This window comes from Streptomyces sp. NPDC055013 (assembly GCF_053608645.1).
This window is the reverse complement of record NZ_JBSGVW010000031.1, coordinates 26030-50490: the sequence shown is the minus strand read 5'-3', so window position 1 is coordinate 50490 and position 24461 is coordinate 26030. Positions and strand designations below refer to the sequence as shown.

The 24461-nt window shown below is 71.3% G+C and carries 20 protein-coding genes; 3 read left to right on the top strand and 17 right to left on the bottom strand.

The window, feature by feature from the left end; genetic code table 11:
• The first annotated feature begins 16 nt into the window (after positions 1–16).
• The gene (locus ACWGDB_RS31035; protein ID WP_453825465.1) at positions 17–670 is read left to right on the top strand and encodes a zf-HC2 domain-containing protein; all 654 of its coding nucleotides are present in this window, start codon (positions 17–19) and stop codon (positions 668–670) included.
• A 26-nt stretch (positions 671–696) separates the two neighbouring features.
• On the opposite strand, the gene ACWGDB_RS31030 is transcribed toward ACWGDB_RS31035, so the two are convergent.
• The 3 genes from ACWGDB_RS31030 to ACWGDB_RS31020 form a co-directional block, all read right to left on the bottom strand.
• On the bottom strand, positions 697–1560 hold the full coding sequence (locus tag ACWGDB_RS31030) for an Fpg/Nei family DNA glycosylase (protein ID WP_453825464.1): 864 nt from the start codon (positions 1558–1560) through the stop codon (positions 697–699).
• Between the two features lie 31 nt (positions 1561–1591).
• On the bottom strand, positions 1592–3667 hold the full coding sequence (locus ACWGDB_RS31025; protein ID WP_453825463.1) for a SpoIIE family protein phosphatase: 2076 nt from the start codon (positions 3665–3667) through the stop codon (positions 1592–1594).
• A gap of 88 nt (positions 3668–3755) precedes the next feature.
• Positions 3756–5051, bottom strand: coding sequence for a DUF6777 domain-containing protein (locus tag ACWGDB_RS31020; RefSeq protein ID WP_453825462.1), 1296 nt, complete (start codon positions 5049–5051; stop codon positions 3756–3758).
• A 137-nt stretch (positions 5052–5188) separates the two neighbouring features.
• On the opposite strand from ACWGDB_RS31020, the gene ACWGDB_RS31015 reads away from it, so the two are divergent.
• Positions 5189–6610 (top strand): lipase maturation factor family protein, encoded by a 1422-nt coding sequence (locus ACWGDB_RS31015; RefSeq protein WP_453825461.1) that lies wholly within the window; start codon positions 5189–5191, stop codon positions 6608–6610.
• On the opposite strand, the gene ACWGDB_RS31010 is transcribed toward ACWGDB_RS31015, so the two are convergent.
• Genes ACWGDB_RS31010 through ACWGDB_RS30975 form a run of 8 tightly spaced genes read right to left on the bottom strand, consistent with a single transcriptional unit; the run spans position 6598 to position 14424 of the window.
• Positions 6598–7431: an amidohydrolase family protein gene (locus tag ACWGDB_RS31010; protein ID WP_453825460.1), complete on the bottom strand. Its 834-nt coding sequence runs from the start codon at positions 7429–7431 to the stop codon at positions 6598–6600. The genes ACWGDB_RS31015 and ACWGDB_RS31010 overlap by 13 nt on opposite strands.
• Positions 7428–7742, bottom strand: a complete 315-nt coding sequence (locus ACWGDB_RS31005) for an L-rhamnose mutarotase (RefSeq protein ID WP_453825459.1) — start codon at positions 7740–7742, stop codon at positions 7428–7430. Before ACWGDB_RS31005 ends, ACWGDB_RS31010 begins: the two co-directional genes overlap by 4 nt.
• Positions 7739–8686: an aldo/keto reductase gene (locus ACWGDB_RS31000; protein WP_453825458.1), complete on the bottom strand. Its 948-nt coding sequence runs from the start codon at positions 8684–8686 to the stop codon at positions 7739–7741. Before ACWGDB_RS31000 ends, ACWGDB_RS31005 begins: the two co-directional genes overlap by 4 nt.
• On the bottom strand, positions 8683–9438 hold the full coding sequence (locus ACWGDB_RS30995; RefSeq protein ID WP_453825457.1) for an SDR family NAD(P)-dependent oxidoreductase: 756 nt from the start codon (positions 9436–9438) through the stop codon (positions 8683–8685). Before ACWGDB_RS30995 ends, ACWGDB_RS31000 begins: the two co-directional genes overlap by 4 nt.
• Positions 9435–10787: an L-fuconate dehydratase gene (locus tag ACWGDB_RS30990; RefSeq protein WP_453825456.1), complete on the bottom strand. Its 1353-nt coding sequence runs from the start codon at positions 10785–10787 to the stop codon at positions 9435–9437. Before ACWGDB_RS30990 ends, ACWGDB_RS30995 begins: the two co-directional genes overlap by 4 nt.
• A gap of 37 nt (positions 10788–10824) precedes the next feature.
• Complete coding sequence (locus tag ACWGDB_RS30985; protein ID WP_453825455.1) at positions 10825–11850, bottom strand: ABC transporter permease; 1026 nt, start codon at positions 11848–11850, stop codon at positions 10825–10827.
• Positions 11843–13357, bottom strand: a complete 1515-nt coding sequence (locus ACWGDB_RS30980) for a sugar ABC transporter ATP-binding protein (protein ID WP_453825454.1) — start codon at positions 13355–13357, stop codon at positions 11843–11845. The genes ACWGDB_RS30985 and ACWGDB_RS30980 overlap by 8 nt, the downstream gene beginning before the upstream one ends.
• The gene (locus ACWGDB_RS30975; protein WP_453825518.1) at positions 13354–14424 is read right to left on the bottom strand and encodes a sugar ABC transporter substrate-binding protein; all 1071 of its coding nucleotides are present in this window, start codon (positions 14422–14424) and stop codon (positions 13354–13356) included. Before ACWGDB_RS30975 ends, ACWGDB_RS30980 begins: the two co-directional genes overlap by 4 nt.
• Positions 14425–14619: 195 nt before the next feature.
• Between ACWGDB_RS30975 and ACWGDB_RS30970 the strand changes: the two genes are divergently transcribed.
• Positions 14620–15324: a FadR/GntR family transcriptional regulator gene (locus ACWGDB_RS30970; protein ID WP_453825453.1), complete on the top strand. Its 705-nt coding sequence runs from the start codon at positions 14620–14622 to the stop codon at positions 15322–15324.
• Between the two features lie 29 nt (positions 15325–15353).
• Here ACWGDB_RS30970 and ACWGDB_RS30965 read toward each other — a convergent pair whose 3' ends face one another.
• From ACWGDB_RS30965 to ACWGDB_RS30940, 6 genes are all read right to left on the bottom strand, one after another.
• On the bottom strand, positions 15354–16169 hold the full coding sequence (locus ACWGDB_RS30965; protein WP_453825452.1) for a peptidoglycan recognition protein family protein: 816 nt from the start codon (positions 16167–16169) through the stop codon (positions 15354–15356).
• A 94-nt stretch (positions 16170–16263) separates the two neighbouring features.
• Positions 16264–19281: an alpha-mannosidase gene (locus ACWGDB_RS30960; protein WP_453825451.1), complete on the bottom strand. Its 3018-nt coding sequence runs from the start codon at positions 19279–19281 to the stop codon at positions 16264–16266.
• 26 nt (positions 19282–19307) lie between these two features.
• Positions 19308–21314 (bottom strand): endo-beta-N-acetylglucosaminidase, encoded by a 2007-nt coding sequence (locus ACWGDB_RS30955; protein ID WP_453825450.1) that lies wholly within the window; start codon positions 21312–21314, stop codon positions 19308–19310.
• On the bottom strand, positions 21311–22567 hold the full coding sequence (locus ACWGDB_RS30950) for a glycoside hydrolase 5 family protein (RefSeq protein WP_453825449.1): 1257 nt from the start codon (positions 22565–22567) through the stop codon (positions 21311–21313). Before ACWGDB_RS30950 ends, ACWGDB_RS30955 begins: the two co-directional genes overlap by 4 nt.
• A 42-nt stretch (positions 22568–22609) precedes the next feature.
• Positions 22610–23560 carry a carbohydrate ABC transporter permease gene (locus ACWGDB_RS30945; protein WP_453825448.1) on the bottom strand — a complete coding sequence of 317 codons (951 nt, stop codon included), beginning with the start codon at positions 23558–23560 and terminating at the stop codon, positions 22610–22612.
• On the bottom strand, positions 23557–24459 hold the full coding sequence (locus ACWGDB_RS30940) for a carbohydrate ABC transporter permease (protein WP_365052955.1): 903 nt from the start codon (positions 24457–24459) through the stop codon (positions 23557–23559). Before ACWGDB_RS30940 ends, ACWGDB_RS30945 begins: the two co-directional genes overlap by 4 nt.
• Between the last annotated feature and the right edge of the window lie 2 nt (positions 24460–24461).

Below are 24461 nucleotides of genomic sequence, written 5' to 3'. Positions count from 1 at the left end.
GGCACGAGGATTCGGCATGAGGTCCCTGGAGAGGCATCGCGACGTCGCCGCGTACGCGCTCGGCGTGCTGAACGAGGCGGAGGCTTTCCGCTTCGAGGACCACCTCATGGAGTGCCCCCGCTGTGCGGCACACGTGACCGAGTTCGGGCCCATCACCCGCCAGTTGATGCTGTACCGGCGGTCCACGCCCCAGTTCGTGCACCCCATGGCCAAGCCGGGCCCGCAGATGCTGAACCGGCTGCTCGAAACGGTGGCATCCCGCCACCGCGCCCGGCGCCGGCGCACGATGTACGCCGTGGCGGCCTCGGTGGTGATCGCCCTGGCCGGACCCGGGGTCGCGATGATGGCGAGCGGCGACAGCGGTGCCGCCCAGGTGGTCGAGGCGACCGACGCCCGCTCGGGTGTGTGGGCGCAGGTCACCACCGAGAACGAGGGCTACGGCAGCCAGGTGGAGCTGAAGGTGAAGGACGGCGCGGGGGCGCGCCCCTGTCATCTGATCGCCGTCGGCCGGGACGGCTCGCAGGAGACGGTCACCAGCTGGCACGGCGGCGACCACGACGCCGGCGAGAACACCATGACGGGTGCCTCGGCGATGCACATGGACGAGATCGCCCGCTACGAGGTGAGAACGGCGGACGGGGAGCACCTGGTGACGCTCAAGCCCCGCTGAGCCGTTGATCCGCTGTCCGGTTCCGGCTACTTCAGCAGGCGCGACAGTCTGCGGTCCGCCAGCGGCTTCCCGCCCGTCTGGCAGGTCGGGCAGTACTGGAGCGAGGAGTCGCTGAAGGAGACCTCGCGGATGGTGTCGCCGCACACCGGGCAGGCTTCGCCGGTGCGGCCGTGGACACGCAGGCCGCTCTTCTTCTCGGCCTTCAGCCGGCCGGCCGCCACCCCGCGCGAACGCTCGACCGCCTCGGTGAGGGTCGTCCGCAGAGCCTCGTACAGCGTGGCCGTCTCCTCGGGTGTCAGGGACGCCGCCAGCTTGAAGGGGGACATCTTCGCCGCGTGCAGGATCTCGTCGCTGTAGGCGTTGCCGACCCCGGCGATCAGGCTCTGATCGCGCAGGGCGCCCTTGAGTTGGCGGCGCTCGTCCTTGAGCAGGGCCGCGAACCGCGTCTCGTCGAAGTCGTCGGCGAGCGGGTCCGGGCCGAGGCGGGCGATGCCCGGAACCTCCTGGGGATCGCCCACCACGTACACCGCGAGGCGCTTTTGGGTCCCGGCCTCCGTGAGGTCGAAGCCCGCGCCGGTCTCCAGGGCCACGCGCAGCGCGAGCGGGCCCTTGCCGGGGCGGGGCATCCCGCTGGGCAGCTCGTCCTTCCAGTGGAGCCAGCCCGCGCGGGCGAGGTGGGTGACCAGGTGGGGTCCGTCGGCCGTGACGAGGTCGAGGAACTTGCCGTAGCGGTGCACCGCGGTGACCTCGTGCCCCTCGATGGCGGTGACCGGCGGGTTGTACGTCTTCAGGACGCTGATCGCGACGGGCAGCACCCTCACGACCTCGTGGCCGACCAGGTTCTCGGTCAGGAAGTCCTTGAGCGCTTCGACCTCGGGGAGTTCCGGCATACGTCCAGAGTGCCACCCGGCACCGACAGCCTCAGCTCCGCTCCGGCACCACGAACTCGCACCACACCGCTTTGCCGCCGCCGCGCGCCTCCACGCCCCACACGTCCGTGAGCAGGTCGACAAGGAGCAGGCCCCGGCCGGAGACACCCGACTCCCCCGCCTCCCGGCGGCGCGGGAGGGCGCTGGAGGAGTCCTCGACCTCGACCCGCAGCCGGCGGTCGGAGCCGGCGAGGACCCGCAGGGTCACGACGGCCGCCCCCTCGGTGTGCATCAGGGCGTTGGTGATCAGCTCGTCGGCGACCAGCTCGATCTCGTCGGCCCGGTCCCCGGCGCCCCAGGCGCGCACCGCGGCGCGGATCATGTGCCGGGCGCCGGTGAGTGCCTCGGGGTCTCCGGGGGCGACATGCTGCTGGAGGCGGCCGCCGGCCTGCGGGGCGTCCAGGACGCGGCGGCGCAGCAGGAGCAGGGCCACGTCGTCGTCGCCGCCACGTTCCTCGGCGACGTCGATGAGGAGGTCGGCGAGATCCCGTACGTCGTTCGGGCCGGTGGCGATGAGCGCGGTCAGGGTCTGCATGCCGTCGTCGAGGTCGGCTCCGGGCTGTTCGACCAGGCCGTCGGTGCACAACAGGAGGGTGTGGTCGGAGTCCAGTTCGATGGTGCCGACCGGGTATTCGAGCTGCCCGAACTCCGCCGACAGTCCGAGCGGCAGCCCGCCCTCCACCGCGACGCGACGGCAGGCACCGCCGGGCTCCCGGAGCAGGGGGTCGATATGGCCGGCCCGGACCACCTGCACGACGCCGGTGGACAGGTCGGCCTCCGCGTACAGGCAGGTCGCGAAGCGGTCGGTGTCCAGCTCGTGCAGGAACACGGAGGCGCGGGCCATCACCGTGGCCGGGGTGTGCCCCTCGGCGGCGTAGGCGCGCAGGACGATGCGCAACTGCCCCATGACGGCGGCGGCGTGGGTGTCGTGGCCCTGGACGTCGCCGATGACGGCGCCGACCCGGCCGCCCGGCAGCGGGATCAGGTCGTACCAGTCGCCGCCGATGTCCCGGCCGAGCGAGGCCGACCGGTAGCGGACGGCGACATCGGCGCCGGGCACGCTGGGGATGGTGCGCGGCAGCATCGCCTGCTGGAGGCCGGTGGCGAGGTCCTTCTCCTGCTCGTAGAACATGGCCCGCTGCAGGCTCTGCGCGATGCTGCTGCCGAGGGCGACGAGCACGTTGCGGTCCTCGGCGGAGAAGCCTCCGCGGTCGCTGTAGAGCAGGCCGATGGCTCCGATCGGGCGGGCCTGGGCGATCAGCGGCATGTAGGCGGCGGCCGTGATGTGCAGGTCCGTGATGTGCGGCCAGAGGACCGGATAGCGCTCCGCGAACTCTTCCGGCGACTCGATGAAGCGCGGACTGAGGGTCCGTACGACCTCGCTCATCGGGTACTGCTCGTCGATCCTGGTGACCAGGGTGCCGGGCACGAAGCTGCCCGCGGGCCCCTCGGCGACCAGCCGGATACGGCCGGCCTCGACCAGGCCCATGACCAGGCTGGTGGCGCCCAGGTGGGTGATGCCGTGGGTGTCCTTGAGGACGTCGATGACGTCCTGGACGGTGCGCGCGTGGGCGAGGGCGGCCGTGGTGAGCTGGACGACGCTGGTCTGCTGACGACGCGCCTCGTGCTCGGCCGCCTGCTCGCTCCGCTCCTCGCTCTCCGCGAGTTCGTCGGTGGCGTCCCGGACGATGCCGATGATGCGCCGCGGGCGGCCCGTCTCGTCGCGGCGGATGTAGCCCTGGGTGTGGGTCCAGCGCAGGGTGCCGTCGCGGCAGCGGATGCGGAAGTACGCGCCGTAGTTCTCGCTGCCGTCCTTCAGGGCCTTGGAGACCATGCCGTCCAGCCGGAAGGCCTCGTGCCGCGGCACCCGGATGGCCAGGCTCTCGGGGTTTCCGTCGTATTCGTCGGGACGCACGTCGAAGACCTCGTGAGCCTGGGCGTCCATGTGGAACACACCGGAGTCCAGGTCCCAGTCGAAGCTGCCCATGCGGTTGAGCGCCAGGATCGGATCCGGGTGGGCGGGCCAGTCGTCCGGGAGTGACAGGGCGCTCGCTCCCCGATCAACCATGGGGCCACCTTGCCAGGATTTGCCGGATTCTTCGACCGGGGCGACGGAACTGTCCCGGCCCGATTCCATGACCATTCTCCGGCCCCGATCAGCCGGCGAACACGTCGGTCGGGCTGCCGAAGATGCTGCCGTTGGTCCGGTCGGAGGCGCCGGGGGTGGCGGGCACGTCGGGGGCGTCGGGGATCAGCCCGCCGCCGTCGGGTGTGTCGGGGGCGTCCGGGACGGCCTGGGGGCCGACCTCCTCCGGGGAGCCCGGGGAGGTGTCCTGCTGCGTACCGGATTCGGAGGCGCTGGGCCCCTCGGGTGAGGTGGACGACTGGGGCGGCTCGGACGACGCGGGCGGGTGGCCGGGGTCGGCCTCCGAGGGCGACGCCGTGGCAGTGGCCGTCGGGCAGTCGGCGGGGAGGGCATCGGGCGCGTCCCGCGTGTCCGGCGGGGCCCCGGCGGGCCTGCCGTCAGCGGTCCCGGGCGCGGCGGTGGCGGTGGCCGTCGGAGTCACGCAGTCGGTCGGCGACTCGTGCGGGGAGGTGCGCCCACCGGACGGCGCTTCGCTCCCGTCCTCGGGGAGCCCGCCGACGTCACCGCGCGGGCCGCTTTCGTGCGGAGTCGGGGTCACCGGCTTGGGCAGCCGTACCGCATGGTCACGGTCGTGGCCCCCGTGACCGATCGGCCGTTCGATCCAGGTGTTGTCGACGACGTTGATGATCGTGATGTTGGTGATCATCCGGATCGTCGGGGCCACCACGACCACCTGGCTCGGCCGGTACCCCGACCAGGCCCTGCCGCTGGTGCCCGGTTTGCCGCGCGGGTCGACCGGCGGGGCGAGCGGGTTGCCGCAGGCACAACGGACGCGGGGCACACCGTGGTTGTCGACGAGGACGGCGGTGCCCGCCTGCAGGACGGACTGGTAGCCGGTGCCCATGCCGTCCCGGAACCCGTGGTTGGTGACCCGGGTGTCGGCGCGCAGGACGACCGAGGTCAGCCCACTCAGGTAGGTGGCGATCGACGCCTGGGGGATGCCCGCCGCCTGGGCGAAGACGCGGGCCCTGGCCCGGTCCGAGGTGAGCTGCTCGATCTGCCGCCGGACGTCACAGCTTCCGGTGCCCCGGGTGCCGCCGTAGAGGCCGGGCGTCTCGCCGGACAGGGGCTGGAGCCCGGCCCGCCCCGAGTGCGCGGGCCTCGGCGTCCGGGTGACCGGCGACGGGGTCACGGTCGACGTGGCCGTGGAGTCGGTGAAGGGGTCCGGCCCCTGGTCGGCGACGGGCTGGAGGAAGAGCTTCCCGTCCGCGTCCGTGTCCCCGTCGCCGCCGACACCGCAGCCGACGGCGACGAGCGCCGCCGAGAGCGCGCAGGCCATGACGAGGGTTCGGGTGGGTGTACGCACCACGTCCTCCCGCCGATCATCGAGGCATTTCGTCCCTATTGTCTGCTTCAGCCACTCGGGTTACGCAAGCGGAGAGGTGGTATACGGAGAGTCACACAGGTGCGCCGGCGCGACAATGGAGAGAAAGGGGCACGGCCGTGGACTGGTTCCTCGCACCGGACTACTGGACGAGCCGGCTGGTCTTCCAGAAGGCTCTCGCCGGTGTGTATCTCGTCGCGTTCCTGACGGCGGCGCTGCAGTTCCGCGCACTGATGGGCGAGCGCGGCATGCTGCCCGTGCCCCGCTTCGTCGAGCGAGTGCCCTTCAAGGCGGCCCCCAGCCTGTTCCAACTCCACTACTCGGACCGGTTCTTCGCGGCCTGCGCCTGGGCCGGTTGCGCGGTGTCGGTGGCGCTGCTGGCCGGACTCGACTCCGTGGTACCCCTCTGGGGCGCCATGCTGCTGTGGCTCGTCCCGTGGGCCCTGTACCTGTCCATCGTGAACGTGGGCCAGACCTGGTACTCCTTCGGCTGGGAGTCCCTGCTGCTGGAGGTCGGCTTCCTCGCCGTCTTCCTGGGCAACGACGAGGTGGCGCCTCCGATCGTGGTGCTGTTCCTGCTGCGCTGGATCCTGTTCCGCGTGGAGTTCGGAGCGGGCCTGATCAAGATGCGCGGCGACGCCTGCTGGCGCAAGCTGACCTGCCTGGACCACCACCACGAGACCCAGCCGATGCCGGGCCCGCTGAGCTGGTTCTTCCACCATCTGCCCAAGCCCGTGCACCGGGTCGAGGTGGCCGCCAACCACATCACCCAACTCGCCGTGCCCGTCCTGCTGTTCACCCCGCAGCCGATCGCCACGGCCGCCGCCGCGCTGATGATCGTCACCCAGTTGTGGCTGGTCCTGTCGGGCAACTTCTCCTGGCTGAACTGGATCACCATCGTGCTGGCCCTGTCGGCGGTGCGCTTCCCGAGCGATCCGCCGTCCGTGCCCGACCCGCCGCTGTGGTACGTGATCGTGGTCCTCGCGGTCGCCCTGCTCCTCGTCGGCCTGAGCTACCACCCGGTCGCGAACATGATCTCCCGCCGCCAGGTCATGAACCGCTCCTTCGACCCGCTCCACCTGGTCAACACCTACGGCGCGTTCGGCAGCGTCAGCAGGGTCCGGTACGAGGTGGTGATCGAGGGCACCGCCGATGACGTTCCGCGCGAGGACTCGGACTGGCGGGAGTACGAGTTCAAGGGCAAGCCGGGCGATCCCCGGCGCTGGCCGCGGCAGTTCGCGCCCTACCATCTGCGGCTGGACTGGCTGATGTGGTTCGCCGCGCTGTCGCCCGCCTACGCCGGTTCATGGTTCGGCACGCTGATGGAGCGGCTGCTGGAGAACGACCGCGACACGCTGAAGCTGCTGCGCCGCTCGCCGTTCCCGCCGGACGCCCCGCCCCGCTACGTCCGCGCCCGCCTCTTCCGCTACCGCTACACGACCTGGCGTGAGCTGCGGGAGACGGGCGCGTGCTGGGAGCGGACGTATGTGCGGGAGTATCTGCCGCCGACACGCCTGGCGGGAGTGGCTCAGAGGTCGTAGACGCGGCTGGCGGTGGTCTCGAAGATGTGGCTGCGATCGCCGGGCCCGATCAGCTCCTGTGCTGTGGCGAGTACTTGACCGTACGACGCGGCCAGCGTGCACACCGGCCAGTCCGAGCCGAACATCAGCCGCTGCGGGCCGAACGCCTCCAGCACCACGTCGGCGTACGGGCGCAGGTCGTCGACGGTCCAGGAGGCGTGGTCGGCCTCGGTGACCATGCCGGAGAGCTTGCAGACGATGTTGGGGAGCGCGGCGAGGGCGCGGACCTCGGACGCCCAGGGCTCGCGGGCGGCGGAGGCGATGGGCGGTTTGCCCAAGTGGTCGAGGACGAAGGTGAGTTCGGGCAGGGACGCCACGGCTTTGGTGCAGGCGGGCAGTTGGTGGGGCAGGACCACGAGGTCGTAGGCCAGCCCCTCCGCCGCCACGGCGGCCAGGCCGCGCCGTACGTCCGCACGCAGCAGCCACTCCGGATCGGGCTCGCCCTGCACCTGGTGGCGGATGCCCTTCAGGTAGCGGCCGCCGCGCAGCTCCCGCAGCCGGGCCAGTTCGTCGGCGACGTCCGGGCGGGTGAGGTCGGTCCAGCCGACGACGCCCGCGATGAGGTCGTGCTCGGCGGCGAGGGCGAGGAACTCCGGGGTCTCCTCGGGCACGGTGACGGTCTGGACGAGGACGGTACGGTCGACCCCGGCGGCCCGTGCCGCGGAGGCGAGGTCGGCGACGGTGAAGTTCCGCCGGAGCGGCCGGAGTTCGTGGCCAGTGATCCAGTCCTGGTCCCGCACCGAGAGGTCCCACACATGGTGGTGGGCGTCCACGACCGTCACGGCAGCTCCCACACCACGGGCAGGCCGGCGTCGGCGCCCTCGCCGGAGTAGTCGTGGACCACGTCGAGCAGCTGGGCCATACGGGCCTGCCAGGCCACGTTGACCGGCAGTTTCTCCAGCTCGGCGAGGAGGCGGCCGTAGTCCTGGCACTCCAGGACGTGGAAGAGGTCGGTGCCGCTGCGCCAGATCGTCCAGGAGGAGGCGCCGGCGGCGCGGATCGCGTCCGTGAGCTCGACCGGCACCTCCCGGTGGGCGGCCTCGTACTCGGCGACCCGGTCCGCGCGGACCTTGGTGTGCAGGGCGACTCTCATGAGGGCTCCTCGGTGGCCAGGAGTCCGGTGTCCCGTAGCTCCTGCCAGAAGGCCGCGGGGACCGGTGCGGCGAACTGATCGACGCAGTCGTGGACTTCATCGGCCGAGCGGGCGCCCACCAGGACGCCCGCCACCGCCGGATGGGCCGTGCAGAAGGCCAGCGCGGCGGCGCGCAAGGTGATGCCGTGGCGCCGTGCGACCTCTTTCATGCGTACGGCCCTGTCCAGCAGCTCTGCCGGTGCCTCGACGTAGTTGTACGTCGCCCCCGGCCTGGGATCCGCGAGCAGCCCCGAGTTGAAGGCACCGCCGACCACCACGGAGACGCCTCGCTGCACGGCTGCGGGCAGCAGTTCGGTGAGCGCGCTCTGGTCGAGGAGGGTGTAGCGGCCGGCGCACAGCACCACGTCGACGTCCGTGTCGCGGACGAACCGGGTGAGCATCTCCGCCTGGTTCATGCCCGCGCCGATCGCGCCGACCACGCCCTGCGAGCGGAGCTTCTCCAGGGCCGGGTAGCCCTCCCGGAAGGCCTGCTCGCCGTGGTCGTCGGGGTCGTGGAGGTAGACGATGTCGACGTGGTCGAGGCCGAGCCGTTCCAGGCTGGCGTCCAGGGTGCGGCGTACGCCGTCCGCGGTGAAGTCCCAGACGCGGCGGTGCGTGGCGGGGACGGCGAAGCCGTTCGCCAGGTCGTCGCCGGCGTCGGCCTGAGGTTCCAGACGGCGGCCCACCTTGGTGGAGACCGTGTACTCCTCGCGCGGGTGCTCGCGCAGGGCCGCGCCGAGGCGGCGTTCGGACAGGCCGAGGCCGTAGTGGGGCGCCGTGTCGTAGTAGCGGATGCCGCGCTGCCAGGCGGCGGACACCGCCTCGTGGGCCTGCTCGTCGGTGACCTCGGTGTAGAGGTTGGCGATGACGGCGGCGCCGAAGCCGAGTCCGCGGGGGATGCTCACCGGCTCACCGGCCGCAGGCGCAGGCCCTGCATGCCGCCGTCGACGGCGAGGGCGGTACCGGTGGTGGCGCCGGAGAGCGGGCTTGCCAGGTAGGCGACGGCGCCCGCGACCTCGGCCGCCGAGACGAGGCGGCCGGTGGGCTGGCGAGCCTCCAGCGCGGCGCGTTCGGCGGCGGGGTCGGAGGCCGCGTCGAGCAGGCGGCCGACCCAGGGCGTGTCCACCGTGCCCGGGTTGACGCAGTTGACGCGGATGCCCTCACGGACGTGGTCGGCGGCCATGGCGAGGGTGAGCGAGTACACGGCGCCCTTGGTCGCGCTGTACAGCGCCCGCTGCGGGAGTCCGGCCGTGGCCGCGATGGAGCAGGTGTTGACGATCGCCGCGTGCGAGGACTCCCGCAGCCGGGGCAGGGCGGCGCGGGACACCCGGACCATGCCGACGACGTTGACGTCGTGGACCCGGTGCCACTCGGCGTCGTCGTTGTCCTCGACGGTGCCCTGGGCGCCGATGCCGGCGTTGTTGACCAGCACGTCCAGTCCGCCGAGCCCGGCCACGGCGGCCGCCACGGCCTCGCGCACGGACGCGTCGTCGGTGACGTCGGCGCGGAAGGCGAGCAGCGGCTTCTCGACGGAGGACGGGTCCAGGTCCAGTACGGCGACCTGGGCACCGCGCGCGGCGAGGAGTTCGGCCGTGGCCCGGCCGATGCCGGAGGCGCCTCCCGTCACCAGCGCCTTGAGACCGTCGAAGTCGCTCATGCCGCGTGCCCCTTCTTCTGTGTCCGGAGGTCGGCGGCCCAGAAGGCGCCGTCCGGGAACGAGTACCGCTCGATCGACTCGGGCCGCATGGCGGCCGAGAAGCCGGGCGCGGTGGGTGCCGTGTAGTGACCTTCCCTGATGACCACCGGGTCGAGGAAGTGGTCGTGCAGATGGTCGACGTACTCGATGACACGGTTCTCGGTGGTTGTGGTGACGGCCACGTAGTCGTACATCGACAGGTGCTGCACGAGTTCGCACAGCCCGACGCCGCCCGCGTGCGGGCACACGGGCACGCCGAACTTGGCTGCGAGCAGCAGGATGGCGAGGTTCTCGTTGACCCCGCCCACGCGGGCCGCGTCGATCTGGACGACGTCGAGGGCGCCGGCCTGGAGGAGCTGCTTGAAGACGACCCGGTTCTGCACGTGCTCGCCGGTGGCCACCTTCACCGGGGCGACGGCCTCGCGGACGGCCGCGTGGCCGAGGACGTCGTCGGGGCTGGTGGGCTCCTCGATCCAGTACGGGTCGAACTCCGCGAGGGCCTTGGTCCAGCGGATCGCCTCGGCCACGTCCCAGCGCTGGTTGGCGTCGATCGCCATGCGGATGTCCGGCCCGACGACCGATCGGGCGACACGGCAGCGCCGTACGTCGTCCTCCAGGTCAGCGCCGACCTTCAGCTTGATCTGCCGGAAGCCGTCGGCGACGGCCTCGGCGGCGAGCCGGCCGAGCTTGTCGTCGTCGTAGCCGAGCCAGCCGGCGGAGGTGGTGTAGGCGGGGTAGCCGCGCTCCAGCAGCCGGGCCGTGCGCTCCTCCACTCCGTCCCGGCCGCGACGCAGGATGGCCAGCGCCTCCTCGGGGGTGAGCGCGTCGGAGAGGTACCGGAAGTCGATCTGGCGGACGATCCAGTCCGGGTCGGCGTCGGCGAGCAGGCGCCACAGGGGCTTGTCGGCGCGCTTGGCGGCCAGGTCCCACACGGCGTTCATGACGGCGCCGATCGCCATGTGCATCACGCCCTTCTCGGGGCCGAGCCAGCGCAGCTGGCTGTCGCCGATCAGGTCGCGGTTGAGGGTCCCCGGGTCGGCGCACAGTTCATCGACGGCCCGGCCCACGACATGTCCGCGCAGCGCCTCGATCGCGGCGACCTGGACCTCGTTGCCCCGCCCGATGGTGAAGGTGAACCCGTGCCCCTCGTGCCCGTCCGTCCCGTCGGTGCGCAGCACGACATAGGCGGCCGAGTAGTCCGGGTCCGGGTTCATCGCGTCGGAGCCGTCGAGCTCGCGCGAGGTGGGGAAGCGGATGTCGTAGGTGTCGAGCGCGGTCACGCGGACGGGGGGACCGGGGGTCGGGGACACAGAGGGCCTTTCGGTCGATGGAGGGGACGGCGCCGGGTCAGTCCTGCGCACGGCCCGTCGTCACGCGGGCGATCATGAGGGCGATCAGGATGATTCCGCCGTAGATGGCCTGGATCCAGAACGACGGGACCTGGGCGAGGGTGAGCAGGTTCTGGACGACACCCAGGAGGAGTACGCCCGTCAGGGCGCCGAACATGGTGCCCCGGCCGCCGTCCAGGCTGATGCCGCCGATCACCGCGGCCGCGAACACGGTGAAGATCATGTTGTTGCCCTGGTTGGCGCTGATGGCGCCGACGTACCCGGTCTGGATGATCCCGCCGACGGCCGCGAGCGTGCCCGCCACGACGAACACGCCGAGCATCACGCGCTCGACCCGGATACCGGCCGCGCGGGCGGCGTCCGCGTTGCCGCCGATGGCGTACAGGGCACGTCCGACGCGGTGGTACTTCAGCACGAACCCGGTGATCGCGAAGGCGGCCGCCGCGAGCCACACCGACATGGGGATGCCGATGAAGGTCGTGGTGGCGAGGGAGTAGAAGCTGTCGGGCATGCCGAACAGCGTCTTGCCCTTGGTCGCGCCGACCAGCAGACCGCGCAGGACGATCAGCATCGCGAGCGTCACGATGAACGCGTTGAGCTTGAACTTCACGACCAGGATGCCGTTGAAGGCCCCGACGGCCGCGCCGACCACGAGGACCGCCAACAGGGCCAGCGCGGCGGGGAGTTCCGCGCCCCAGCCGGACTGCGCGGCGGGCAGTACGAGCAGCGCCCCGACGGCGGGCGCGATACCGACGACCGATTCGAGGGACAGGTCGAACTTGCCGGTGATGAGGACCAGCGACTCGGCGAGCACGACCATCGCGAGCGCGGCGGAGGCGCCGAGGATCGAGATCAGGTTGCGTTCGGTGAGAAACGAGTCATTGACGACCGCGCCGAGCACCAGCAGGAGCAACAGGGCCGGGACCAGGGCGAGTTCGCGGGCGCGGCGGAGCAGGACCGTCCTGGCGGCACGGGCGTCCGGCACCTTGACGGGCAGGGCCGGTGGGGCCTTGGTGTCAGCCATGGTTGTCCACTCCTTCGATGGAGGCGATCAGCTCGTGGTCGCGCCAGCCGGCCGGGTGCTCGGCGACGACACGGCCGTGGAACAGGACGAGGACGCGGTCGCAGCGCCGCAGGTCGTCGAGTTCGTCGGAGACGACGAGGACGGATGTGCCGTCCTCGCGGGCGCTGTCCATGCGGGCGAGTAGGGATTCCTTCGACTTCACGTCGACGCCCGCGGTGGGGTTGATCAGCACGAGCAGACGGGGGTCGGAGGCGAGGGCGCGGGCCATGACGACCTTCTGCGCGTTGCCGCCGGACAGGTCGGAGACGGGCTGGTCGGGGCCCACGGCGTGGATGTCGAGACGGTCGATGAGGGCTCTCGCGAAGCCGCGCTTGCGTTCGGTGCCGATGAAGCCGAAGCGGCCGAGCCGGTCGAGGACGCTCATCGTGGCGTTGTCGCCGATGCTCATGCCGGCGACCAGGCCCTGATCGTGCCGGTCGCGCGGCACACAGGCGACGCCCGCCTTGAGGGCGGCCTGCACGTCGCCGAACGGAAGTCGTTCACCGTCCAGTTGGGCGGTGCCGCCGGTCGGGGTGTGCAGGCCCGCGAAGGACTCGGCGAGCTGGATCTTGCCGCTGCCGCTGATCCCGGCGAGCCCGACGACCTCGCCGCGGCGGACGGTGAGGTCGACGTCCCGGTACGCCGGTGAGGTGAGCCCGCGGGCTTCGAGCAGCACGGGGGCGTCGTGGTCGACGTCCCTCGGGTCCACGGCCTGTTCGGCGATGGTCTCCAGCGACTCCCCCGCCATGGCCTCCACCAGCGCCCGGCGCGGGAGTTGGGCGACCGGCGCCGTGGTGATCCAGCGGGCGTCGCGCAGGACCGTGACGGTCTGGCAGACCTCGTACACCTCCTGGAGGTGGTGCGAGATGAACAGGAAGGTGACGCCGGAGTCCTGGAGCGCCCGCATCCGCGTGAACAGCCGCTCGATCTCGCGGTTGTCGAGCTGGGCGGTGGGCTCGTCGAGGATGATGAAGCGGGCGCCGAAGCTCAACGCCCGGGCGATCTCGACCATTTGCCGGTCCTCGACCTTGAGGTCGGAGGTTCGGGCCTCGGGGTCGACGTGTACGTCCCAGGTGCCGAGGAGTTCGGCGGCCTCGGCACGCAGCCTGCGCCAGCTGATGAAGCCGCGCCGCCGGGGCTGGCGGTTGATGAAGAGGTTCTCGGCGACCGTCAGCTCGGGGACGACGGTGGGCTTCTGGTAGACGCAGGCCACCTTGCGGCGCCAGGCGTCCCGGTCGGCCAACGCGGGCGCGGGTTCGCCGTCGAAGCGGACGTCGCCCTCGTCGGCGGCCTGAAGGCCGGTGAGGATGTGGACCAGGGTCGACTTGCCGGCGCCGTTGCGGCCGACGAGGGCATGGGACTCGCCGGGCAGGACGGTGAGCCGGCCGTCGGCGAGGGCGGTGGTGGGCCCGTAGCGCTTGACGATGTCGCGCGCCTCGACGAGGGGTGTGATCACGGCCGTACTCATTTGACCGTGTTGCCCCAGAGCTTGGGGTCGTCGACGTTGTCCTTGGTGACCAGCGGGGCGGGCAGCTGGTCCTCCAGGATGCCGCTGGGGAGCTTCACGATGGTCGAGTCGTGGTCCGTGGGGCCCGGCTCGAACGTCTTCCCCTCCATCGCCGCCTTGATGTAGTACATGCCGTACTTGGCGTACAGGTCGGCGGGCTGCGAGACGGTCGCGTCGATCTCGCCCTTGCGGATGGCGTCGAACTCCTGCGGGATGCCGTCGTTGGAGACGATCGTGATGTGGCCCGACTGCCCGGCCTTCTTCAGCATGCCCTTGGACTTGAGGGTCTGGAGGGTCGGCGCGAGGTAGACGCCGCCGGCCTGCAGGTAGATGCCCTTGATGTCGGGGTTGGCGTTCAGGAGGGTGTCCAGCTTGGAGGCCGCGGTGTCGGACTCCCACTTGGCCGGTATCTCCAGGACCTTCAGCTTGGGGAAGTTCTTCTTCACGCAGGCCCGGAAGGCCTCGGAGCGGTCCCGGCCGTTGACCGAGGCGAGGTCGCCCATGATCTGTACGACCTTGCCGGAGGGGATCTGCTCGCCGAGGTACTGGCAGGCCTTCTCGCCGTACGCCACGTTGTCGGCGCGCACCACCATCGCGACCTTGCCCTTGTCGGGCGCCACGTCGACGGCGACCACCGGCACGCCCTTGCGCTCCGCCTGGTCGAGGCCCGCTTCGATGGCCGCGCTGTCCAGCGGGGCGACGACGAGACCCTTCACCCCCTGGTTGAGCTGGTTGTTGATGTCGGTGATCTGCTGGGAGGGGTCACTGTTGGAGTTGACCGTCTTGAGTGCCTCGACGCCTTCGGAGTCGGCCATCTTCGGCACATAGTCGTTGTACGACTGCCAGAACGGCGAGGTCAGCAGGGGCAGGATCACCCCGACCTCGCCGCTGCCGCCGCCTTCGGCGCTCGCGGCGCCGGTGTCCTTGGTGCTGCCGCACGCGGCGAGCACGAGACAGCCGCCGACGACTGCGGCCACCGCCTTGCCCCTCCGCGAACTGTTCTGCTTCCGCGCTGTCGTGCCGTGCATCTGGCCGTGCATCTGGCGGCTCCTCGTTGAGCGTGTTCGAGCAGATGCCCGCATATTTATCAGACCACTTCGGCGATACAACACCCTCCGGGGGCAGATTCTCGCCGTTTCGAGCCGTAGTGGTCGGACCAACCTGGTGATTACACTGCGGCTCACCGGGCCCGCTCAGGCGCCTCGGGCGACGGGAGGAACGGCGTGGAAGACGAGACAGCCCCGCAGAAGGGCACCGTGACGCAGCGCGCCCTCGAGCAGATCAAGGCGATGATCGCCGAGGGACGGCTGGAGCCCGGCCAGCGCCTGCCGACCGAACGCGATCTGGCGGTCCAGCTCGGTATCTCCCGCAGCTCGATGCGCGAGGCGATCCGCGCACTGACGGTGCTGGGGGTCCTGGAGGCCCGGCACGGTTCGGGCATCTACGTCACCCAGTTGGAGGCCGGCGACCTGCTGGAGACGTTCGGCGTGGTCGCCGACCTCTCCCGGGGCCCGCGTCTGGTGGAGCTGCTGGAGGTGCGCCGCATCCTGGAGTCGACGGCGACGGCGCTGGCGGCGGCGCGCATCACGCCGGACCAGCTCGCCGAGGTCGAGAAGCATCTGACGGCGATGAACGCCACGGAGGACCCCGAGGAGATCCTCGCCCACGACCTGGCCTTCCACCGCGCGATCGCGGCCGCCGCCGGCAACGACACCATGGCGGCGATCCTGGAGGGCCTGTCCTCGCGCACCTTCCGCGCCCGCGTCTGGCGTGGCTACCAGGAGGAGGGCGCCTTCACCCGCACCCGCCGCGAACACGCCGCGATCCACCGCGCACTGGTGGCCCACGATCCGGAGGCGGCCCGGGCCGCGGCGGCGGCGCACGTGGGCGAGGTGGAGCAGTGGCTGCGGACGCAGCTGGGCGGCTGACCGCCGCCCGGCCGGGTCCGTGCCGTGAGCTACGGCTTCACGTCGAAACCGTGCTCCCGTCCGAGCGTCTCCAGTGACGCGTGGCCGGGGATGCCGTCGGCGTCATCGCCGGTGAGGCCGCAGCGGCGCTGCCAGGCGGCGTAGGCCTCGACGGTCGACGTGCCGAAGTGGCCGTCCGCGAGGTTCGATCCGAGGAGGCCCTCCGCGACGAGCGCCTTCTCCACGATCTTCACCCCGGGGTACGACACCGGTGCGCCCGGCGCGGCCGGGTCGTTCAGCGCCGCGGCGACCACCTTCGACACGTCGACCACCGGCCGCGGCGCGGGGTCGGGCGGCGACCCACCCGGCCGCGGCGCGCCCTCCTTCACCCACGCGTACAGGTGCCGGCCCGGACACTCCGTGGCGAGGCCGTCCCGGTGCCCCTTGATCTCGATGCCGGCACCGTGCTTCCGCAGCAGCTCGATGCCGTCGCGGATCGCGCCGAGCATCGCGTCCGTCGGCTTGGTGAGCCCCTCGTCGCCGACCAGACCCATGATCGCGTAGTGGCCGCGGTTGAGGTCCTGGTTGCCGTTCGCCCCGGTGCGTCTGCCGAGGCCCCGGCCCTCCAGGAGATGACCGTGCGGGCAGGCGCCGTAGTTGTAGGCGATGTCCGAGTAGTTCTCCTTCTTGTTCGCCAGGTGGTCGACCCGGATCTTCTTCCACTTGGCGATGCAGAGATCGTGGTCGTCGAGCAGCTGCACGCTGACCGGCGCGCCTTTGTAGTGGACTTTGACGCCCTTGGTCGACGTCTGCGTGGGTGCGGCGGATGCGGGCCAGCCGAGCTGGGCTCGCGTGACAAGCTTCAAAAGAGTGCCTCCAAGGCGCACATGGGACCCCGAATCGCCTTGATTCTGAGGCCGGTTGCCGCCCGCCACGCGATGCCGCGCCGCCGTTCACCCGTCAGTGGAGCGCAGTGCGCCGAAGCCGCAACGTCACCAGTTCGAAGGGCCGCAGGCGCAGGGCGACACGACGGCCGTCGTACGACGGTGTCTCCGGCAGCGGGCGTTCCAGCAGGTCCGTCGCCGCGACGTCCGCGACGTCGAATCCAGCCGCCAGCGTGGCCCGTACCCGGCCGCCGTGGGCCTCGTGGAGCCGCACGACCACATCTCCGCTGCCGTCGTCGGCCAGCTTGACGGCCGTGATCACGACTGCGTCCCGGTCCACCGTCACCAGCGGCGCCACCTCCCGCGCGCCGGTCACCGACCGCTCCGGCAGGTTGATCCGCCAGCCCTCGCGCACCGCGTCCCCGATGCCCGCGCCGGGCACCAGCGCGTGCCGGAAGCGGTGGACGCCCTGGTCGGTCTCGGGGTCCGGGAAGCGCGGGGCGCGCAGGAGGGACACCCGGACCGTGGTGGTCGTGCCGCGGTCACCGCCGGTGCGGACCGTGCGGGTCACGTCATGGCCGTACGTCGAGTCGTTGACGACGGCGACGCCCCAGCCCGGCTCCTCCAGGTGCACGAACCGGTGGTTGCAGGCCTCGAACTTGGCCGCCTCCCAGGAGGTGTTGGTGTGTGTGGGCCGGTGGAAGTGCCCGAACTGGGTCTCGGACGCGTACCTTTCGGCGTGCACGTCGAGCGGGAAGGAGAGCTTCAGGAACTTCTCCGTCTCCTGCCAGTCCACCTCGGTGTCCACCAGCAGCCGCCGCTCCCCCGGCGCGAGGGAGAGCAGTTGGGTGACGCGGGAGTCGCCGAAGGACCGTGCGATGCGCACGCCCTCCCCCTCGGGGGCGATCTCGTCCAGGTCGGTCAGATCGGTGACGGTGTTGCGGTAGAACTCGTCGACGTCCCAGGCGTCCCACATGTTCGGGAAGTCGGGGTGCAGCTGGAGCAGGCCCGCGGCTCCACCCGGCGCGATCGTCTCGCGGTCGGCGTCGATGTCGTACGCCGACACGACCAGGCCCCGTGCGTCGATCTCCACGCGCAGCAGGCCGTTGTCGAGGACGAACCCGCCGTCCGGGCGGGGCGCGAGTGCCGTGCGGCCCTCCGTCACCGGGGGGCGTGCCCCGCCCGCCGGTACGCCCTCGCGCGGGTGCGGGGCGGAGTTGAAGACGAGCTCGGTCTCACCCTCGCCCGCCAGCGCTCGCTGGGCCGACTCGATGATCGCGGTCAGCTCGCCCGCGAGGCGCTCGTACGTCGTGCGTGCCTCCCGGTGCACCCACGCGATGGACGAGCCGGGCAGGATGTCGTGGAACTGGTGCAGCAGCACCGTCTTCCAGATGCGGTCCAACTCCTCGTACGGGTAGGAAAATCCGGTACGAACGGCCGCGGTCGCGGCCCACAGTTCGGCCTCGCGCAGGAGGTGCTCGCTGCGTCGGTTGCCCTGCTTGGTCTTCGCCTGGCTGGTGAGGGTGGCGCGGTGGAGTTCGAGGTAGAGCTCCCCGACCCAGACCGGTGGGTTCGCGTACTCGGCCTCGGCCTTCTCGAAGAACTCCGCCGGGGTCTCCCAGACCACGGTCGCCGAGCCTTCGAGGTCCCGCAGCCGGGCCGCCTTCGCGACCATCTCGCGGGTGGTGCCGCCGCCTCCGTCGCCCCAGCCCGTCGGGGCGAGGGAGTGCCGGGCGACGCCCTTGTCCTTGAAGTTGCGGGCCGCGTGGGCGATCTCGCTGCCCTTCATGGAGCAGTTGTAGGTGTCGACGGGCGGGAAGTGGGTGAAGATCCGGGTGCCGTCGATGCCCTCCCACTGGAAGGTGTGATGCGGGAACTTGTTGGTCTGTGACCAGGAGATCTTCTGGGTCAGGAGCCATTTGGAGCCCGCGGCCTTGATGATCTGCGGCAGTCCGGCGGCGAAGCCGAAGGTGTCCGGCAGCCACGCCTCGTCGTTCTCGACCCCGAACTCGTCGAGGAAGAACCGCTTGCCGTGCACGAACTGCCGGGCCATCGCCTCCGAGCCCGGCATGTTGGTGTCCGACTCCACCCACATCCCGCCGGCCGGCACGAACCGCCCGTCCGCCACCGCCTTCTTCACCCGCGCCCACACCTCGGGCCGGTGCTCCTTCACCCACGCCCACTGCTGGGCCTGCGACATGGCGAAGACGAAGTCGGGCTCGTCCTCGAGCAGCGCGGTCATGTTGGATGTCGTACGGGCCACCTTGCGCACGGTCTCGCGCAGCGGCCACAGCCATGCCGAGTCGATGTGCGCGTGCCCGACGGCGCTGATGCGGTGGGCGGACGGCGCGGCGGGCGTGGCCAGTACCTCGGCCAGCCGTTCCCGGGCGCGTGCCGCCGTGCCGCCCACGTCCTGCAGGTCGATCGTGTCCAGGGCCTGGTCCACCGCCCGCAGGATGTCCCAGCGGCGCGCCGACTCCACCCGCAGCTCGGCCATCAGCTCGCCGAGCACCTCCAGGTCGATGACCAGCTGCCAGACGTTCTCGTCGAGGACGGCGAGGTCCATGCGGGTGAGCGTGTACTGGGGTTCGCTGCCGGCGGTGTCCTTGTCGCCCAACTGCGTGGGCAGGAAGGGGTGGTAGTCGAGGATGACCGGGTTGGAGGCCGCCTCGATGTGCAGCCGCACCCGCTCCCCGCCCTCGACGGGGGCGCCGATGCGCACCCACTGGTTGCGCGGGTTGAGGCCCTTCACCGGGGTGCCGTCAGGACGGTAGACCAGGCCCTCGCACTGGAAGCCGGGCATGTTCTCGTCGAACCCGAGGTCGAGGAGTGCCTCGACCGTCCTACCGGCCCACGCCTCGGGCACCGTCCCGGTGACCCGGAACCAGCTGGTGCCCCACGGAGCACCCCACCGCGCCCCCACCTCTATCGGCTCGGGCTCGGCCGCGAGTCCCTCAGCGACCGGCACCGGCTCGCCGGGCGCATGCCACACCGCGACGTCCAGGGGCACGGACTCGGGGTACACGGCGGGTCGGATGCGCTCGTCGAGGACGCGCTTGAGGCGGGCTTCGACCAGGCTGCGGTCGTCATGCATGCGGGGTGCTCCAAGGGTGAGGGCGGTTACCAGGTGTGCGTCACGGTCACGGGGGCCGACGCGGTGTAGAGCTCCCCTACGGCACGCAGTTCCAACCGTGCGGCCCGCTCCCCCTGTTCGGGTTGCAGACCGGCGACGAAGTAGGCCGGCTGACAGGTGCCGCCGAGGAAGCGCCGGGTGCCGTCGGCAAGGACGCGGTGCAGGATGTGGTGGCGTACGTCATCGCCGGAGCCGGGATTCCACGCGAGACGCAGGTCTCCGCCGGACCCCGCGGTGATCCGGAATCCGGTCGGCGCCGCCGGCGTGGTGACGGCTTCCCGGACCGCGATGCCGCCCAGCCGCCACTTCACGGCCCCGCCCGTCGCAGTGAGCCGGACGCCGATCGCGTGCGCGGTGCCGGTCAGGCCTGTGAGTCGTACGGTCGAGGTCTGCCATGCGCCGCCCGAGTTCACGGGGAAGTACGTGTACGGCGGTGTCGCGCCCGGACTGCTCGGCTCGGCCGTGGCCACCGCCAACTCGACCTTCACGCTGCCCGCATCGGTCCGGTGCGTCAGCTCGACGACCGTGTCGGCCGTGATCGGCAGCCGGGTCGCGTACACGTCCAGGACCGCCGGCCCGTCCAGCGCGCCGTCGACGAGCACGCTGCTCCCGCCACGCCACGCGTCCTCGAAGTCGAGCGTCACGGCGGGGCGCCGTCCGTCGGTGTGCACGACCCAGCGCCGGGACGGCAGCCGGTCCTGCAGGCCCAGGTGGTTCCACGGCTTGTCCGACGTCACCTCCCCGTCCTCGTACCACCGCAGCCCGTGCCCGGTGTTGAACACGCTCGCGAAGGGGACCGCCGTGGCCGTCGACCGGTCGGCGACCGTCACGGCCGGTGCCCGCCAGTCGTCCGTGCCGTCCGGCCGGGACGGGTCCAGCGAACGCCCGGTCCAGAACCGGTCGTCGGCGGCGTGGAACGCTCCCGGTCCGCGGCCGTCCGCGGGCAGGTGGTTGCGTGTCCACTCGGGCCGGTAGAAGCCGACCGACACCACGTGCGCCTTGTCGCGGGGCACCATGGCGTCCCAGTTCACGGACGAGTTCCAGCCGTTCGACTCGACGTCGACGCCCGCCCACAACTCGTAGCGGCTGCGGCCCAGTTGACCGGCACGTTGACCGGACGAGGTCAGCTTCGCCGCCGTCCACCGGAAGTCGACGAACATGTCGTCCGCGGCCTGGAAGAACGCCTCGTTCTGGGAGTTGAGGGCGCCCTGCCAGCTCACGGACCCGTTCACGGTCATCGAGTCGTACCAGGTGACGCGTTGGCCCTTGGCCTTGGCGAGCGTCTTCAGCTCGCGCATGAAGCCCAGCATCGCCGTGCCCAGCGCGGTGTTCCCTCCGCTGGTCTCGGCGTTGACGAACCACCCGTCGAAGCCGTACGCGTCGGCGACCGCGACCAGCCGCTCGGCCAGCGGATATCGCCCGGCGGCGTCCTTTTGCACCAGGTCGCGGGTCCACTGCAGCTGCCCGCCGTAGGCGACGGGCGGCAGGAAGATGTTGCCGAGCACGGGTACCCCGTGCCGGTGGGCGGCGTCGACGATCGGCGCGTTCGGCGCGAGGATCAGCCCCTCCCCCGACGAGCCGCCCCAGAAGACCAGCTCGTCGATGTAGGCCCAGTGGGTGAGGGCGTAGTAGTCGGCGGTGGCCGCGCCCTGAGAGGGGTTGCTCGCGGTCGGGCCGAACGACACCAGGGACTGGATGCGGGCCTGGCCCGCGCGGGCGGTGCCGTTGACCGGGGCCGGGGTGAAGCGCGGGGCGAGCGGCACGGTCGAGGCGTTGAAGGCGAGGTCCGCGTCGTCGGCCGGGCGCCAGGACTTCAGGCTGCGCCAGGTGATGCCGGCACCCGGGGTGCCGGAGGGCAGCGAGTCGGGGTACCAGTAGGAGGCGTACGGCTGGAGCGCGGCGGCTCTGGGCCGCGGTGCCGCCACCGCCGGTGCCGAGGGGAGCATCGCGGCCGTGGCGGCGGCGATGAGGACGGTGCGTCTGGTGGGTTTCACGAGCGGGTGCCTCCTTGTGGGGTGGGGAGTACCTGATCGGGTGCGACGACCTCGGTGATGCCGCGCGCCGCCAGGTGTTCCTGGTCGGCGGCACGCACGTCGAGGACGGTGGTGGGGCGGACGCGGTCGGCGACCAGCCGGAAATAGGCGTCGAAGACCGCGCCGCCCGGCGCGCAGAGTGAGCGGGTGGACGGATCGGCGGGCACGATCAGCGCCGTCGTACGCGGCTCGGGCGGCCGTGGCGCCTCCTGGGCCGCCCGCTCCAGCACCCGGGCGGCGTCCTTCGGCTTGCGGTCGTTGGTCAGCAGCCCGAGCCCGTATTCGAGCCCGGGGAAGTCGGCCAGCTCACGGGACACGTCGTGGGAGCACCACCAGGTGATGCCCCACAGGTCGGGGCAGTCCAGGGCGTTCGCGACGGTCGCCTCGGTGAAGGCGGCGGCGTGCTCGGGCGGGACGAGGGGCGCGGGCGCGCCGACCTCCTGGAGCCAGACGGGACGGCGCGGGTCGTCGGCCCACGCCTTGCTCAGCTCGACGAGGTACGCGGCATGGTGCTCGGCCGGGACGGAGGTACGGCCGTGGCGCTGGGCGGTGCCGTTGAAGACCCAGGAGTGCACGGCCGTGACGGCACCGTGCCGGGCGGCCTGAGCGGGCGTGAACGGCTGGTCGTCCTGGTACCAGGTGGCGTCGTACTCGGCGTGCAGGTGCAGCCGCCCGGGTGCGCCCTCCTCACAGGCGCCCAGCATGCGCGTCAGCCAGCGGTCGATCTCCTCCTCGGTCGCCCGGTCGGGGTCGGGATGCGGGCCCGCCGAGAACTGGTTGACCTCGTTGCCGAGGGTCATGCCGAGGAAGTTCGGCCGGTCGGCGAGGGCGGCGGCGAGGGTGTGCAGGTAGGCGGCCTGGCCGTCGAGGACGTCCGGGTCGGTGAAGAGGTTCCGGCGGTGCCAGGTCCGGGTCCAGGCAGGCAGGAAGTCGAAGCTGCTCAAGTGACCCTGCAGACCGTCCACGTTGACGTCGAGGCCGCGTTCGGCGGCGGCGTCGACGAGCTGGACCAGCTGGTCGACGGCGCGGCCGCGGATCAGGGTGCGGTTCGGCTGGAAGTACGGCCACAGCGGGAACACCCGGACGTGGTCGAGACCCAGCGCGGCGACGGAGTCGAGGTCGGCGCGCACGGAGTCGAGGTCGAAGTCGAGCCAGTGGTGGAACCACCCCTCGCTCGGGGTGTAGTTGACGCCGAAGCGCACGGCAGAAGGCATGCGTGTCCTTGTGACGGAGGTACGGATGGCCGGCTCGGCGGGTCAGCCCTTGACGGCGCCCTCCCCGACGCCCCGGAAGAAGTACCGCTGGAGACAGGCGAAGAGGGCGATCAGCGGCGTCACGGCGATGATCGTGCCCGCGGCGACGAGGCGTTCGTCGTTGGCGAAGGTGCCGTGCAGATAGTTGAGGCCGATGGTCAGCGTGAACTTGGACGGGTCGCTCAGCACGATGAGCGGCCACAGGAAGTCGTCCCAGGCGCCCATGAAGGCGAAGATCGCGACGACGGCAAGGGTCCCCTTCACCGACGGCACGGCGATGCGCAGGAACCGCTGCCAGACGTTGGCGCCGTCGACGTAGGCCGCTTCCTCGATCTCGTACGGCAGATTGAGGAAGGCGTTGCGCATCAGCAGCACGTTCAGGGCGCTGATGCAGCCGGGCAGTACGACGCCGACGAGGGTGTTGTTGAGGCCGAGCTCCCGCATGGTCGTGAACTGGGCGATGATGATGCCCTCCACGGGCACGAGCATCGCGAGGATGAACGCGAGCGTGGCCGCGCGGCGGCCCCGGTAGCGCAGCCGGGCGAGGGCGTAGCCGGCGAGTGCCGCGCCGACGCAGTTGGTCACGACGTTGGCGGCGGCGACCTTCAGCGAGTTGAGGGCGTAGTCCCAGACGGGGATGGTCTCGGCGACGCGCTCGTAGTTGTGCAGGGTGGGATCGCCGGGCAGGAACTTCGGCGGGGAGCTGAAGATGTCCTCGGTGGGGCCCTTCAGCGAGGTCGACAGCTGCCAGAGGAACGGGCCGACGGTGAGGGCGAGCACGCCGAGCAGCAGCAGGTAGCGCAGGGCGAGTTCCCATACGCGGACGCGGCGGCCGTGCTCGTCGGTGACGCGGGGTTCGCGCGCGACGGCCGGGGCCTTGGACTTCGCCTTCGCCTTCGCCTTCGCCTTCGCCTTCGCCTTCGCCGCGGGCCGTACCTTCTCCAGCACGCTCATGACTCGTCCTTCCGGTCCGCGCGCAGCACGAGCAGCATCAGGGCGACGGTGACGACGAACACGACGACCGAGATGGCCGAGGCGTAGCCGACCCTGCCGGTCAGGCCGGTGCCGGTGCGCTGGACGAGCATCACGAGGGTGGTGTCCTCGCCCGCCGGGCCGCCGCTCGGGCCGGCCATCAGGTAGACCTCGGAGAAGACCTTGAACGCGGCGACCGACGACAGCGCCCCGACCAGGACCATGGTGGAGCGGACGGCGGGCACGGTGACCGTGAGGAACCGGCGGATCGCGCCCGCTCCGTCCACGGCGGCGGCCTCGTGCAGTTCGCGGGGCACGTTGGCGAGCGCGGCCAAGTAAATGATCATGTAGTAGCCGAGTCCCTTCCAGACCGTCACGGCCATCGCGCTCAGCAGGAGCAGCCACTGGTCGCTGAGGAAGCCGACCCGGCCGACGCCGATCGTCTCGAGGAGCGAGTTCACCAGACCCCGCTCGTCGAGCAGCCACACCCAGATCAGCCCGACCACGACGATCGAGGCGACGACCGGCGTGTAGAAGGCGGACCGGAAGAAGGTGATGCCGGGGATGTTCTTCTGCACCAGCAGCGCGAGCAGCAGGGGCAGGACGACGAGGGCGGGGACGACGCCGACGACGTAGAGCGTGCTGTTGCGCAGGCCGATCCAGAACATGTCGTCGCCGAGCAGCTCGCGGAAGTTGGCGAGGCCCACGAACTCGCCCGGGATCAGCGTGCGGCGGTCGGTGAAGGCGTTGACCAGCGTGGAGACGAACGGGTACAGGATGAAGGCGCCGATGATCAGCAGGCCGGGCGCGGCGAACAGCCAGGGGCTGGTGGGCAGTTGGCGCCGCACCCGGGAGACACGTGGGACAGCCGAGCTCGCCATGA

Coding starts and splice junctions, on each gene's coding strand:
- ACWGDB_RS31035 (WP_453825465.1), top strand. CDS start 17: ATGAGGTCCCTGGAGAGGCATCGCGACGTCGCCGCGTACGCGCTCGGC.
- ACWGDB_RS31030 (WP_453825464.1), bottom strand. CDS start 1,560: ATGCCGGAACTCCCCGAGGTCGAAGCGCTCAAGGACTTCCTGACCGAG.
- ACWGDB_RS31025 (WP_453825463.1), bottom strand. CDS start 3,667: ATGGTTGATCGGGGAGCGAGCGCCCTGTCACTCCCGGACGACTGGCCC.
- ACWGDB_RS31005 (WP_453825459.1), bottom strand. CDS start 7,742: ATGAGAGTCGCCCTGCACACCAAGGTCCGCGCGGACCGGGTCGCCGAG.
- ACWGDB_RS30995 (WP_453825457.1), bottom strand. CDS start 9,438: ATGAGCGACTTCGACGGTCTCAAGGCGCTGGTGACGGGAGGCGCCTCC.
- ACWGDB_RS30985 (WP_453825455.1), bottom strand. CDS start 11,850: ATGGCTGACACCAAGGCCCCACCGGCCCTGCCCGTCAAGGTGCCGGAC.
- ACWGDB_RS30980 (WP_453825454.1), bottom strand. CDS start 13,357: ATGAGTACGGCCGTGATCACACCCCTCGTCGAGGCGCGCGACATCGTC.
- ACWGDB_RS30975 (WP_453825518.1), bottom strand. CDS start 14,424: ATGCACGGCACGACAGCGCGGAAGCAGAACAGTTCGCGGAGGGGCAAG.
- ACWGDB_RS30960 (WP_453825451.1), bottom strand. CDS start 19,281: ATGCATGACGACCGCAGCCTGGTCGAAGCCCGCCTCAAGCGCGTCCTC.
- ACWGDB_RS30950 (WP_453825449.1), bottom strand. CDS start 22,567: ATGCCTTCTGCCGTGCGCTTCGGCGTCAACTACACCCCGAGCGAGGGG.
- ACWGDB_RS30945 (WP_453825448.1), bottom strand. CDS start 23,560: ATGAGCGTGCTGGAGAAGGTACGGCCCGCGGCGAAGGCGAAGGCGAAG.
- ACWGDB_RS30940 (WP_365052955.1), bottom strand. CDS start 24,459: ATGGCGAGCTCGGCTGTCCCACGTGTCTCCCGGGTGCGGCGCCAACTG.